Annotated in this window: 13 protein-coding genes; 4 read left to right on the forward strand and 9 right to left on the reverse strand. The window is 63.4% G+C overall.

The window, feature by feature from the left end; translation table 11 throughout:
• The first annotated feature begins 67 nt into the window (after window positions 1-67).
• From VPH40_RS08470 to VPH40_RS08485, 4 genes are all read left to right on the forward strand, one after another.
• Entirely contained in the window at window positions 68-1129 is a 1062-nt protein-coding gene (locus VPH40_RS08470; protein WP_328573195.1) for an AI-2E family transporter, read from the forward strand.
• Window positions 1130-1422: 293 nt separating this feature from the next.
• Window positions 1423-1887 (forward strand): hypothetical protein, encoded by a 465-nt coding sequence (locus VPH40_RS08475; RefSeq protein ID WP_143451500.1) that lies wholly within the window; start codon window positions 1423-1425, stop codon window positions 1885-1887.
• A gap of 74 nt (window positions 1888-1961) precedes the next feature.
• Window positions 1962-3389, forward strand: coding sequence for a Dyp-type peroxidase (locus VPH40_RS08480; protein ID WP_328573196.1), 1428 nt, complete (start codon window positions 1962-1964; stop codon window positions 3387-3389).
• Between the two features lie 119 nt (window positions 3390-3508).
• On the forward strand, window positions 3509-4168 hold the full coding sequence (locus tag VPH40_RS08485; RefSeq protein WP_328573197.1) for a glutathione S-transferase family protein: 660 nt from the start codon (window positions 3509-3511) through the stop codon (window positions 4166-4168).
• Window positions 4169-4174: 6 nt separating this feature from the next.
• On the opposite strand, the gene VPH40_RS08490 is transcribed toward VPH40_RS08485, so the two are convergent.
• The 9 genes from VPH40_RS08490 to hflX form a co-directional block, all read right to left on the reverse strand.
• On the reverse strand, window positions 4175-4480 hold the full coding sequence (locus tag VPH40_RS08490; RefSeq protein ID WP_034752016.1) for an NIPSNAP family protein: 306 nt from the start codon (window positions 4478-4480) through the stop codon (window positions 4175-4177).
• Entirely contained in the window at window positions 4477-5403 is a 927-nt protein-coding gene (locus tag VPH40_RS08495) for a WD40 repeat domain-containing protein (protein ID WP_328573198.1), read from the reverse strand. Before VPH40_RS08495 ends, VPH40_RS08490 begins: the two co-directional genes overlap by 4 nt.
• Window positions 5400-5909, reverse strand: coding sequence for a GNAT family N-acetyltransferase (locus VPH40_RS08500; RefSeq protein ID WP_328573199.1), 510 nt, complete (start codon window positions 5907-5909; stop codon window positions 5400-5402). Before VPH40_RS08500 ends, VPH40_RS08495 begins: the two co-directional genes overlap by 4 nt.
• Window positions 5910-5976: 67 nt before the next feature.
• The gene (locus VPH40_RS08505; protein WP_034752020.1) at window positions 5977-6522 is read right to left on the reverse strand and encodes a phosphoribosyltransferase; all 546 of its coding nucleotides are present in this window, start codon (window positions 6520-6522) and stop codon (window positions 5977-5979) included.
• A gap of 66 nt (window positions 6523-6588) precedes the next feature.
• Window positions 6589-7902, reverse strand: coding sequence for an adenylosuccinate synthase (locus VPH40_RS08510; RefSeq protein ID WP_086147765.1), 1314 nt, complete (start codon window positions 7900-7902; stop codon window positions 6589-6591).
• Window positions 7903-7905: 3 nt separating this feature from the next.
• Window positions 7906-9066, reverse strand: a complete 1161-nt coding sequence (locus tag VPH40_RS08515) for an ATP phosphoribosyltransferase regulatory subunit (RefSeq protein ID WP_099667092.1) — start codon at window positions 9064-9066, stop codon at window positions 7906-7908.
• 270 nt (window positions 9067-9336) lie between these two features.
• Window positions 9337-10224, reverse strand: coding sequence for a protease modulator HflC (hflC, locus tag VPH40_RS08520; RefSeq protein ID WP_328573200.1), 888 nt, complete (start codon window positions 10222-10224; stop codon window positions 9337-9339).
• On the reverse strand, window positions 10224-11516 hold the full coding sequence (gene hflK, locus VPH40_RS08525; protein ID WP_152250010.1) for an FtsH protease activity modulator HflK: 1293 nt from the start codon (window positions 11514-11516) through the stop codon (window positions 10224-10226). The genes hflC and hflK overlap by 1 nt, the downstream gene beginning before the upstream one ends.
• A 2-nt stretch (window positions 11517-11518) precedes the next feature.
• The gene (gene hflX, locus VPH40_RS08530) at window positions 11519-12742 is read right to left on the reverse strand and encodes a GTPase HflX (RefSeq protein ID WP_099667090.1); all 1224 of its coding nucleotides are present in this window, start codon (window positions 12740-12742) and stop codon (window positions 11519-11521) included.
• Window positions 12743-12770 lie beyond the last annotated feature (28 nt).

A 12770-nucleotide genomic window follows, 5' to 3' on the forward strand; every position in this document is an offset into this window, starting at 1 on the left:
TATGGCGCGCCGCAGCACGCCTCGCTTATGATGGGGCAACTCAACCCTGATCATTGCGCCGCCGCCCATGCCTACCCTCACGCTGCACCAGAAAGTGTTCTTGCTCCTCCTCAGCGTCGTCACCATCGGCTTCGGCTGGATACTGGCGCCCTATGCGGGCGCCATCTTCTGGGGCGTCGTCCTGGCGATCCTGTTCGCGCCCGTGTACCGCTGGCTGCTGCGAAAGACCAGGGGCCGCGCCGGCGTGGCGTCGCTGCTCACCTTGCTGTTGATCATCGTCATCGTGATCCTGCCGCTGTCGCTCATTTCCGTGTCGCTGGTGAACCAGGCGGCCAGCGTCGTGGAAATGGTACGTTCGGGTGAAATCACGGTCGCCATGTTCTTCGATAAGATCATGGCGGTGCTGCCGCAATGGCTGATCAACTTGCTCGACCGCTTCAACCTGACCAGCCTGGCCAGCCTGCAGGACAAGCTGGCCGAGGGCGCCACGCAGGTGAGCCAGGTGGTGGCGGTGAAAGCCATCAATGTGGGTCTGTACACCTTCGAATTCCTCACCAGCCTGTGCATCATGCTGTACCTGCTGTTTTTCCTCATGCGCGATGGCTCCTCCCTGTCAGCCCGCATCAAGGGCGCCGTGCCGCTGAGCCGAAAATACAAGCAGCGCCTGTTCACCAATTTCACCACGGTGATCCGCGCCACGGTGAAGGGCAACATCCTCGTGGCGATTGCCCAGGGCGCCCTCGGCGGCCTGGCATTCTGGTTCCTCGACGTGCCGGCGCCCCTGCTGTGGGCAGTGCTGATGGCCTTCCTGTCGCTGCTGCCGGCCGTCGGCGCCGCCCTCGTCTGGGCCCCCGTTGCCGTCTACTTCCTGGCCACGGGCGCCATCTGGCAAGGCGCGGGCCTGGCCGCCTTCGGCGTCTTCGTCATCGGCCTGGTCGACAACGTGCTGCGCCCCGTTTTGGTGGGCAAGGACACCAAGATGCCCGACTACGTGGTGCTGCTGTCGACCGTGGGCGGCATGGCCCTGTTCGGCCTGAACGGCTTTGTCATCGGCCCCGTGGTGGCGGCCCTGTTCATCGCCTCGTGGGATCTGTTCGTCTCGGCCAGCGAATTCCAGGCCGAGGATTGAAGCGTGGCAATCGGGAGCGTCAGCACCCCATCCGGCAAAAATAATGGCGACGGAAGCCGGCTTGCCGGCGGCGCCACTTGCGCTTCCTGAAACAGGCCGGAACAGCCTGGCGGCAGAGTGCCCGCCAGCGCTGGCCAGGCTCGGCAACTATCCACATGAGACCGCATTTCCCATCATTTACCATGATGCAACAGTGTGTATTTAGCAACAGATGCAAAAATATAGTTTTTGACGCAGCAGGTGCCGCGGCGTAGTGTCGGTCGTCCCGACAACCACGTAATGAGGAGCCTCCCATGGCAAATCCACTGTGCTTAATGATGCCGGCGCTGCCCGGCACCAATCCGACCGCCATCGCCGCAACATTGCTGGAATACCAACCGAAGATCAATGCCGCCCTTACCACTATCGGTACCGTGCACTTTGCCCGCTTTACCCTGCTTGACCGCTCCCAGCCCAATCTGCTGCCCAACATTCAATCGGCGGGCACTTCCGATAGCCTGGTCATCGGCGTGATCACCGAGTATGACGGCAACTTCAACGACTACATCGAAGATTTCGTGGGCGAACTGGGCGAGGTATTCGACGCGCTGCTGCAATTTGTCGTGGGCGGCAAGGCGCTGATTCCTGTTGCCAACCATGTGGCCGCATTTGAAGCCTTCATCACGGCCAACGACGCCGCGCAGCACGTGCCCAATAACGGCCTGTACAGCGCCTATCCGCAGACCGTCCAGAAAATCATCGCCGCATTCCGAACCTGAGCCGAAAGCCACGCCGGGGCTGCGCAAGCGGCCCCACCACCCTGCCAGCCACCACCCCAGCCCCCGGAGACAGCATGGCCGATTCCACCATCGATTACGACGACGTGCAAGGCACGATCCTGCGCGGCTACCGCGTCAACCTGGCGCGCCATTTCATCTTCAGCATCACGGATGCGGCGCAGGCACGGCGCACCATCGCGGCCCTGCTCGACGGCAGCGACGGCTTGCCGTCTATTACCACGGCGCGGCACATCCACCCCAAGCCGCCCTGCTTCCTGAATCTCAGCTTTACCGCGCCCGGCCTGTCGGCGCTGGGCATTGCCGCGACCGACCTGGCCACCTTTGACCAGGCATTTCAACGGGGCGCGGCCGATCCGGCCAGCGTCAATGCCGTGGGCGACGTGGGCGACAGCGCCCCCGAGCACTGGCTCGGCAACCTGGGGCCGGCAACCCAGCATGGCCAGGTGCATGCGCTGCTGAGCCTGTGGGTCAGCGAATCGACGGAAGTGCTGCAGGCGACCTCGGCCACACTACGCCGCGCCTTTGCCGCCGGCTGGCGCGAACTGTATGCGCACGACGGCGTGGCCCTGCCAGACAACCGCGTGCATTTCGGCTACCGCGACAGCATCGCCCAGCCGGACGTCGATGGCGCCCCGCAGCGCAAGCGCGAGCACGCCCCTGATCCGCTCAACAGCGTGAAGACGGGGGAATTCCTGCTCGGCTATCCGAATGAAAACGGCGGCACCTACGCGGTGCAGCCGCCGCAACTGTCCACCAATGGCAGTTATGCCGCCTTCCGCATCCTGGAGCAGGACGTGGCCCTGTTCGACAGCATCCTGAGCCAGGGCGCGGCCAGTTCCGGGCTCACGACCGAAATGGTGGCCGCCAAGATGTGCGGGCGCTGGCGCAACGGCAATCCGCTCGTGCTCAGGCCGGACGAGGCCGGGCCCGTGCTGCCGGACGCCAGCCTGAACCGCTTTCACTATGTCGATGGGCAGCCGGACCTCGATGACACGCTGGGCCTGAAATGCCCGATCGGCGCACACATCCGGCGCAATAATCCGCGCGACGAAGCCGTCGTGGGCGCCTCCGCCCGCCACCACCGCATCGTGCGGCGCGCCATGCCCTACGGCAGCGAATACGATCCGGCAGCACCCATCGCAACGCAGCGCGGCCTGGTCGGCTATTTCATCAATGCCAGCCTGCGCAATCAGTTCGAATTCCTGATGAAGCAATGGAACAATGACGATGCCTTCGTCAAATCGGCCGTCGGCCCGGCCGGTCCCGAGGCGGGCGATGCCACGTTCAACATCAGCGGCCAGGACGTCTTCCTGGGCATCAACGACCCGGCCGTCAGTTCCTTCACCTTGCCCGGCGTGGGCGCCAAGGGAAGCGGCAATACCGAACTGCAGCATTTCTCGCGCAGCGTCATCACGCGTGGCGGCGTGTATTGCTTCTTCCCCAGCATCACGGGATTGCGCTACCTGGCGAACCTCGGCTAGGCGGGCGCGCCACGGCGGCAAGCGGGAACGGCGCGTACCGCTTGCATTGATCCTGTCATTGCACTATCGTTGGCACACGCGCGTGTTGCCAACCTTTCACAATGACAGGAGTTCCCACCGTGTCGCTAATCCTCTACGGCCATCCCTTTTCCTCGTACACGCAGAAGGTACTCATCGCGCTGTACGAGAACGCCATCCCGTTCGCCTTCCGCTGCCTGGCGCCGGACATGCCCCAGCACCTTCAAGAGTGGCTCGAGCGCTGGCCACTGCGCAAGTTTCCGCTGCTGGTGGACGGCGAGCGCAACGTCGCCGAGACCAGCATCATCATCGAATACCTGCAACTGGCCCATCCCGGTCCGCTGCGCCTGCTGCCGGACGACCCGATGCAGGCGCTGGACGTGCGTTTTCTCGACCGCTATTTCGACCTGCACGTCATGACACCCGTGCAGCATGCCGTCGGCGCCGCCCTGACTGGCGACCCGGCAAAGACCCGCGAAGGCCGCGCGTTTGCCGGCGAAAAGCTGGAGCTGGCCTACGCCTGGCTGGAACAGCACCTGGCCGGCAGGACGTGGGCCGCCGGCGACCGCTTCAGCCTGGCCGACTGCGCCGCCGCCCCCGCGCTGTTCTACGCGGACTGGACGCAGCCGATTCCCGCAACGCTGCCCCTGCTGCGCGCCTACCGCGCGCGCCTGCTGGCCCGTCCTTCGTTCGCCCGCGCGGTGGAGGAGGCACGTCCGTACCGCCACCTCTTCCCCCTGGGCGCGCCGCAGCGCGATTGACCCCGTTCAGGCAAACACGGGACGGAAAAAACTGCGCTCGTAGCTGACGATGCAGCGCGTCTCTTCCGCATAGCGAAAGGCGGCCTGGCATTCGGCGTCCTGCATCGAGTCGCTGCGGTATTGCTCGTACAGGGCCAGGCTGGGGAACGAGAACATGGCCAGCGCCACGTTGCTGGCGCCTTCGGACGGCAAAAAGTAGCCGTGGTGCTGGCCGCCGAAGCGTTCGACGAGCGGTATCCACAGCTTGCCGTAGGCTTCGAATTCCCGCAATTTATACGGGTCGATGATGTAGCGTAAATAACAAGTGATCATGCGGTTTCCTTGTGAAGATTCAGATCCGTCAGCATGCCGGACTCCCAGGAGCCGATGGCGACCAATGGCGTGCCAGGCAAGAAGTCCAGCGCGCAGGGATAGGCAATGGCGTGTTCGGCAAGCACGCCGAGACCCGGCCAGGCGTAGAACAGCAGCTTGCCCTTGCCGATGCGGCCCAGCGCGCCGCCGTCGGGCAGCCAGCGCAAGGCGTCGCCCGTGCCGCCGCCCGCCTCCACGGCCACCGTGGCCAGCCGGCGGCCATCGTCCAGCGCATGTACGGACAGACACTCTTGGCCGTCAGCGTAATGCAGCACTGCCAGGAGCGTACCATCGGGCGACGGCGCGCACGACGCCAGCTTCGGCAGCGACAGCACCACGCGGCCGGCACCGGCCTGCAGCGGCCAGTCCCACACGCTGCAATAGTCGGGCGGCTGCACTTGCCCCTCTTCCACCGATTTGACGCCATGCAGGAGTAGCAAACGCCGTCCGCCATCGATAGCCCACATGCCGCGCAGCATCTCGCCCGGGTGCGCCTGCGTGAAGAGCACCTCGCCCGTTTGCGCGTCGCGCACCCGCAGGCGGCCATCCCAGCCGCCGTCGGCAAGATACTGCCCGCAAGGCGACCACGCGGGACCGCAGCCTTCGCCCTCCTTCTTGTTCTGGAAGTTCAGCAGCAACTGGCCGGCGAGGGCATCCACCACAACCATCTGGCCCGTCGTACTCTTGATGGCCAGCCGGCTGCCGTCGGGCGAAAAGCCCATGTCCGACATGTGCGCGATGAATTTGCCGCGCCACAGCTTCTGGCGCGCCGCCACGTCCCACAGGACCAGGTCGCGTCCCAGCACGGCCAGGCGCGTGCCTTCGGGCGAAAAGCGCACGCCGTAGCTGCAGCCCAGCTTCAGGGGCTTAGGCCTTGCCGTCATGGACGCACCAGCCGGTACACGACGCTATCGAGGTCGTAATGGCGCTCCATGCCCACGTACTGCATGCCCAGGCGCGTCATGACCTTGATCGAGGCGGCATTGTCCGGGTGGGCCACGGCCACCACTTCGGGCGCACCGATGACGTCGAAGGCATGCGCGACGATGGCATTGGCCGCCTCGCTGGCGTAGCCCTTGCCCCAGCCGGCCCGCGCCAGGCGCCAGCCGATTTCGTGCGGCTGCGCCTTATCGCCGCCGATATGCTGCAGGCAGGCCAGCCCCACCAGCACCTCATCTTCGGTGCGGATCAAGGCCCACCACGAATAGCCCCACTCGACCCAGCGCCCCATGATGCGGGCAACGGCGGCACGTGTATGTTCCTCCGTCTCCGGCTGGCCCGCATTGAGGTAAGTCATCACTTCGGTATCCGAGTTCATGGCGTGCATGGCGTCGTAATGCTTCTCGGTGACGGGTTCGAGGCGCAGGCGCGCCGTGTGCAAGATGGTCATGGCATTTCCTTGGACGAAAAAAAAGACGATACACGATCGTCTTTTTTTAGCAAGAGTGCACGCAAAATTACTTGCCTGCTTCGCCCTTCTTGATCCACGCCGCCAGCTGGTGCGGGCGCAGGCCGTCGTAGTCTTCGAACGGCTGGTGGATCCACGGATTGTGCGGCAGTTCGTCCAGGAAGTAGTCGGGACGCACGACGGAGCAGCCTTTCAGCCAGATCACGGCCGATTTGACTTCGGTCACGTCAGGGAAGTTTTCCTTCAGGTGACGCGTGACCTTGTCCAGGGTGACGCCGGAATCGGCCAGGTCGTCGACCAGCAGGATGCGGCCAGCCAACGGGCCCTTGGTCATGGTCATGTACTTGGCGATATCGAGGTCGCCGCGCACCGTGCCCGCATCTTCGCGGTAGGAGCTGGTCGACAGGATGGCCAGTGGCAAATCAAAAATGCGCGAGAATACGTCGCCAGGACGCACGCCGCCGCGCGCCAGGCACAATACCTGGTCGAATTTCCAGCCCGATTCGTAGACCTTGAGCGCCAGGCGCTCGATCAGGCGGTGGTATTCTTCCCAGTTGACCCAGAGATGTTGATCGTTCGATTGTGGGGTAGTCATGATAGTGGAATCTTATTATTAGCGTGATTAAAAAAATCCGCCTTGCGGCGGATTGTGTCCAGCAGCTTACTCGAATGGGTGGCGCAGCACGATCGTTTCTTCACGATCCGGACCGGTCGAAACCATGTCCACCGGTACGCCGACCAGTTCTTCGATGCGCTTGATGTAAGCGCGGGCCGTTGCCGGCAGGGCCGCCAGCGATTTGGCGCCGACCGTGCTTTCCGTCCAGCCTGGCATCTCTTCGTACACCGGTACGCAACGGGCGGCTTCTTCGGCGCCCGATGGGAAGATGTCCGTGGCCACGCCGTCGATGGTGTAGCCGGTGCACAGTTTCAAGGTTTCGATACCGTCCAGCACGTCCAGCTTGGTCAGGCACATGCCCGTCACGCCGTTGATCTGCACGGAGCGGCGCAGCAAGGCGGCGTCGAACCAGCCGCAGCGGCGGGCGCGGCCCGTCACGGTGCCGAATTCATGGCCGACTTGCGCCAGGTGGTGACCGACGCCTGCATCCGTTGGCAGTTCCGAAGGGAACGGGCCGGAACCGACGCGCGTCGTGTACGCCTTGGTGATGCCCATGATGTAGTGCAGCATGCCAGGACCGACGCCCGAACCGGCGGCGGCATTGCCGGCCACGCAGTTCGACGAGGTGACGAACGGATAGGTGCCGTGGTCGACGTCAAGCAGGGAACCTTGCGCGCCTTCGAACAGCAGGTTCGCGCCGGCCTTGTGCGCCTTGTACAGCGCGCTCGACACGTCGGTGACCATCGGACGCAGGCGCGGAACATAGGCCAGCGCGTCGTCGAGGGTCTTCTGGTAATCGATGCGCGGAGCCTTCAGGTAGTGCTCCAGCACGAAGTTGTGGTAATCGAGGTTTTCCGCCAGTTTTTCGGCGAAACGGGCTTCGTTCAGCAAGTCGGCGACGCGGATGGCGCGGCGCGCCACCTTGTCTTCGTAGGCCGGGCCGATGCCCTTGCCTGTGGTGCCGATCTTGGCCGCGCCGCGCGCCGCTTCGCGGGCCAGGTCGAGTGCCGAGTGGTAAGGCAGGATCACCGGTGCGGCGTCCGACACTTTCAGGCGCGAGGCGACTTCGACGCCGACGGCTTCCAGCTTGTCGATTTCGCGCAGCACGTCCGGCACGGAAACGACCACGCCGTTACCGATGTAGCAGGCGACGCCTGGGCGCATGATGCCCGACGGGATCAGCTGCAGCGCGGTTTTCACGCCGCCGATGACCAGCGTGTGGCCTGCATTGTGGCCGCCCTGGAAGCGCACCACACCCTGGGCGTGATCGGTCAACCAATCGACGATCTTGCCTTTACCTTCATCGCCCCATTGGGTGCCGATGACAACAACGTTCTTTGCCATAATTTTCTTTGACATCACTCAACCTAAGTTTTTAAGAATCCAGCTACTACCATTATCGGCAAGTACCAGCACGCGATCGCACTCGAACTCGTCTTGTTCATTACTGTGACCCGGCATACTCTGGATCACGACCTCGCCCGCCTTGCGCAACTCGGCGATTTTTTCCTTCAATTCTGGCGCGCTGCCCCACGGCGCGCGGATCGAATGCTTCCGTTCCGCGGTCGGCAACAGGCGCGCCAGTTCGCGCAAATCGAGCGAGAAGCCGGTCGCGGGACGAGCCCGGCCGAACGCTTCGCCGACGTGGTCATAACGGCCGCCGCGCGCAACCGCGTTCGGCAAGCCAGGTACATACAGCGCAAACATCGCGCCACTTTCATATTGGTAGCCGCGCAGGTCGGCCAGGTCGATCGCCACTTCGGCGCGGCCCAGCGCGGAACCGGCCAGCGCGGCCAGTTCGGCCAGCGCCTTGAGCACGCCCGGCAGCGGCGGCAGCACTTCGCGCGCACGCGCCAGCACGTCGATATCGCCATACAGGTTCGGCAAGGCCAGCAGCGCATCGCGCGTCACGGCGTCGTAGCCGGCCGTCAGCGCGCGCAAGCCCGGCGCATCTTTTGCGCGCAGCAGGGTGTACAGCGCAGCCTCGTCGCGCACGGCAGCGGCGTCTTGCGCAATGATAGCGCGCAACAGGCCGACGTGCGACAAATCCAGGCGGACCGCGTCGAAACCGGCCAGTGCCAGCGAAGCGAGCGCCAGTTCCTGGATCTCGGCATCCGCTTCCAGGCCCGCGTGGCCATAGATCTCGGCGCCGATCTGCAGCGGTTCGCGGGTGGCGTGCAGGCCCGACGGACGGGTATGCAGCACGCTGCCGGCGTAGCACAGGCGGGTGACGGTGGCACGGTTGAGCAGGTGGGCGTCGATGCGCGCCACTTGCGTCGTCATGTCGGCGCGCAGGCCGAGCATGCGGCCCGACAGCTGGTCGACCAGTTTGAACGTGCGCAGGTCGGTATCCTTGCCAGCGCCAGTCATCAGCGATTCCAGATACTCGAGCAGCGGCGGCATGACCAGTTCATATCCGTACAGACGGAAATTATCCAGCATGAGGCGGCGCAGCTCTTCGATCTTGCGCGCTTCCGACGGCAGAACATCGGCAATATTTTCGGGCAAAAGCCAATTCGGCATGAGGGAGCGAGATACGGAAGAAAGTTGAAAAAATGCATCATGCGAGGCAGCGGCGGGCGCGCCAGGCAAGAGGCCGAACCTGATATTTTACGCGAAAACACGGGCCTTTAGGGATAAGTTGTCCGAAACGCTGCCGCACAGCCCTAAAAACACCGCATTTTACGCCTTCCCGCAACAGCATGCCGGGCACAAAAAAACGGGGCCGACATTCACGCCGGCCCCGCTGCTGCCGCACCCGTCCTCGCGGCCGGGAGCAGTCTGGATGCTGCCTTACTTCTTGGCCGGACCGGCTGCGCCGCCCCCCTTGAAGTACTTGAAGAATTCCGAACTCGGATCGACCACCATCACGTCGCCCTTGTCCTTGAACGTGGCGCGGTAAGCTTCCAGGCTACGGTAGAACTTGTAGAACTCCGGATTCTTGCCAAACGCTTCCGCATAGATCTGCGATGCCTTGGCATCGCCCTCGCCGCGGACCTTCTCGGCTTCGCGATACGCTTCGGCCAGGATCACCGTGCGCTGCTTGTCGGCGTCCGCGCGGATTTTCTCGGAATCGGCCGAACCGGTCGAACGCAGCTCATTGGCCACGCGCACGCGCTCGGACTTCATGCGGTCGTACACGGAGTTGTTGATCTGCTCGACGTAGTCGACGCGTTTCAGGCGCACGTCGACGATGCCCACGCCGATGGACTTGGCTTCCGCCGAGACCTTCGCCAGGATCGCTTCCATCACCTTGCCGCGCTGGCCCGAGATCACTTCGCGCACGGTGCGCTTGGTAATTTCATCGTTCAGCGCCGCCTTGACGATTTGCGACATGCGGTTGCGGGCACGGCTTTCATCGCCGCCGAAACTGCGGAAATACAGTTTCGGATCGGAGATGCGCCATTTGACGAAAGCGTCGACGAGGATGTTCTTCTTCTCGGCCGTGATGAAGCGTTCCGGCTCCGGCGTGTCGATGGTCAGCACACGCTTGTCCAGGTACATCACGTTCTGGAACGGCGGCGGCAGCTTGAAGTACAAGCCTGGCTCGCTAATGACTTCCTTGACCTCGCCGAGGGCGAAGACGATGGCGTATTTACGCTGATCGACCACGAACACGGTCGAGGACAGCAGCATGATCGCGATAAAGCCCGCGATCAGGGCAGCGACGATACGGTTCATTAGCGGCTCTCCCGTTCACGCGAAGAACGGCTGTCGCGGCGCGTATTGACTTCTACTGTCGGCATGGCTTCCTGTGGCAAAACGGTGTTGGCTGCGGGTGTCGCGGCAGCACGGGCGGCGGCAGCGGCAGCGTCGGTGGCAGCCGTCTGGGCGATCAGCTTGTCGAGCGGCAGGTACAGCAGATTGCTGCCCGTCTTCGCGTCGACCATGACCTTGCTGGCACTGCTGAACACTTGCTGCATCGTCTCCAGATACATGCGGTCGCGCGTGACGGCCGGCGCCTTCTGGTACTCGACCAGCACCTGCTTGAAGCGCGACGCATTACCTTCGGCATTCTCGGTCACCATGGAACGATAAGCTTCGGCTTCCTGGATCAGGCGGAATGCGGCACCACGGGCTTTAGGAATGACGTCATTGGCGTAAGCCTGGCCTTCATTCTTCTGGCGCTCGCGATCCTGGCCAGCCTTGACGGCATCGTCGAAGGCGGCTTGCACCTGCTCCGGCGGCTGCACGGCCTGCATCGTCACGTTGTTGATGAAAACGCCGACCTTGTAGCGGTCGAGAATCTGCTGCATCAGCTGCTGCGTTTCGAAGGCGACCTTCTCGCGTCCTTCATACAGCACGAAATCCATCTTGCTGCGGCCGACCACTTCGCGGATCGCCGTTTCGGCGACCTGGCGCAAGGTGTCTTCCTGGTCGCGCACGTTGAACAGCCACTCGCCCGGGTCTTTCAGGGTGTATTGCACAGCGAACTGGATATCGATGATGTTTTCATCGTCCGTCAGCATCAGCGACTCGCTGGCCTGCTTGTTGCGCAAGGAAGTGCGGTAACCCACTTCCACCGTACGCACCTGCGACACGTTGACGGTTTCGTCGGTCTGGAACGGGTACGGCCAGCGCCAGTTGAAACCGGCCGGCGCGGTGCGCGTGAACTTGCCGAACGTCAGCACGACGCCGCTCTGCCCCTCTTGCACGATGAAGGCGCCGCTGGCAAGCCAGATGAAGACGGCGATCACGCCGACCACGCCGGCGGTGATGCCGGCGCCCTTCATGTCGGGACGCGGGCCACCGCCACCGCCGTTGTTATTGCCGCCGTTGTCGGGACGGTTCTTCTGTCCGAAAAAGGCGTTCAGGCGCTGATTGAAATCGCGCCACAGCTGATCGAGGTCCGGCGGACCTTCGCCGGGCTTTTTGCCTTCTTGGGCTTTCTTGCCGTCGTCCTTGCGATTGCCCCAGCGGGGATCGTTCAGGGACAACTTCAAGCCTGTTTTTTTGAGTAGGGAGACAAGCATAACTATCGTGTTCCGACTTGGGAGTGGGTGGAAATCCTATCGTCCTCGCCAGGCTCTTCGTCCTGGTCCGGGGCGGCGCCATCGTGCTGGTCGTACTGACCGTCAAACTGATCTTCCTGCAGTGCTTCATCGTTCTGGTACAGGTGGGCCGAACCGGGCGCCTTCCTGGCCATCTCGACTATCGCATCGCGCAGCAGGTCGAGCCCGCTGCCCTTCTGCGCACTGACGAACACGCGACTGATCGTAGCATATTCATCGCGCTCCACCGAAGGCTCCAGCCCGGCCGCATCGATCTTGTTCCACACGAGGATTTGCGGAATGTGATCGGCGCCGATCTCTTTCAAGACCAGGTTGACCTGCTCGATCTGCTCCATGCGCACCGGCGACGCGGCGTCGACGACGTGCAGCAGCAAATCGGCATGGATGGTTTCTTCGAGCGTGGCGCGGAAGGCCGCCACCAGCTGATGCGGCAATTCGCGCACGAAGCCGACCGTGTCGGAGATCACCACATTGCCCACTTCCTGGCCCAGGTAAACCCGGCGCGAGGTGGTGTCGAGGGTGGCGAACAACTGGTCGGCGACGTACACGCCGGCCTTGGTCACGGCATTGAACAGCGTCGACTTGCCGGCATTGGTATAGCCGACCAGGGACACGGAAAATGTGTGATTGCGGCCGCGCGCGCGGCGCTGCGTTTCGCGCTGCTTGTGCAGCTTTTCCAGGCGCGCGCGCAAGGCCTTGACGCGGTCGCCGATCAGCCGGCGGTCGGTCTCGAGCTGCGTCTCGCCGGGACCGCGCAAGCCGATACCGCCCTTTTGCCGCTCAAGGTGGGTCCAGCCGCGGATCAGGCGCGTGGCCAGATGCTGCAACTGGGCCAGTTCGACTTGCAGCTTGCCCTCGTGGCTCTTGGCGCGCTGCGCGAAGATGTCGAGGATCAGGCTGGTACGGTCGAGCACGCGCACATTCAGGCGCTTTTCCAGATTGCGCTGCTGTGCTGGCGAGAGGGCATGGTTGAAGATGACGATTTCCAGGCCATCGTTGACGACGACGTCGCCAATTTCATCGGCCTTGCCGCTGCCGACGAAATACGCAGAATCCGGACTGGAACGCTTGGCCGTGATGGTGGAAATCGGGTCGGCACCAGCCGAACGCGACAACAGCATGAGTTCCTCCATGCTGGCGGCGAAGTCGCTGTGACCGAAGTCAACCCCGACTAGTGCCGCGCGCATGATGGCAACTGATGAGTTGTGGCGGACG

The organism is Janthinobacterium sp. P210005, assembly GCF_036231865.1.
In the GTDB taxonomy this organism is placed as follows: Bacteria; Pseudomonadota; Gammaproteobacteria; order Burkholderiales; family Burkholderiaceae_D; genus Janthinobacterium; species Janthinobacterium kumbetense.

Coding starts and splice junctions, on each gene's coding strand:
- hflK (WP_152250010.1), bottom strand. CDS start 11,516: ATGCTTGTCTCCCTACTCAAAAAAACAGGCTTGAAGTTGTCCCTGAAC.
- VPH40_RS08500 (WP_328573199.1), bottom strand. CDS start 5,909: ATGACCATCTTGCACACGGCGCGCCTGCGCCTCGAACCCGTCACCGAG.
- VPH40_RS08470 (WP_328573195.1), top strand. CDS start 68: ATGCCTACCCTCACGCTGCACCAGAAAGTGTTCTTGCTCCTCCTCAGC.
- VPH40_RS08490 (WP_034752016.1), bottom strand. CDS start 4,480: ATGATCACTTGTTATTTACGCTACATCATCGACCCGTATAAATTGCGG.
- VPH40_RS08515 (WP_099667092.1), bottom strand. CDS start 9,066: ATGCCGAATTGGCTTTTGCCCGAAAATATTGCCGATGTTCTGCCGTCG.
- hflC (WP_328573200.1), bottom strand. CDS start 10,224: ATGAACCGTATCGTCGCTGCCCTGATCGCGGGCTTTATCGCGATCATG.
- VPH40_RS08475 (WP_143451500.1), top strand. CDS start 1,423: ATGGCAAATCCACTGTGCTTAATGATGCCGGCGCTGCCCGGCACCAAT.
- VPH40_RS08480 (WP_328573196.1), top strand. CDS start 1,962: ATGGCCGATTCCACCATCGATTACGACGACGTGCAAGGCACGATCCTG.
- hflX (WP_099667090.1), bottom strand. CDS start 12,742: ATGCGCGCGGCACTAGTCGGGGTTGACTTCGGTCACAGCGACTTCGCC.
- VPH40_RS08495 (WP_328573198.1), bottom strand. CDS start 5,403: ATGACGGCAAGGCCTAAGCCCCTGAAGCTGGGCTGCAGCTACGGCGTG.
- VPH40_RS08510 (WP_086147765.1), bottom strand. CDS start 7,902: ATGTCAAAGAAAATTATGGCAAAGAACGTTGTTGTCATCGGCACCCAA.
- VPH40_RS08505 (WP_034752020.1), bottom strand. CDS start 6,522: ATGACTACCCCACAATCGAACGATCAACATCTCTGGGTCAACTGGGAA.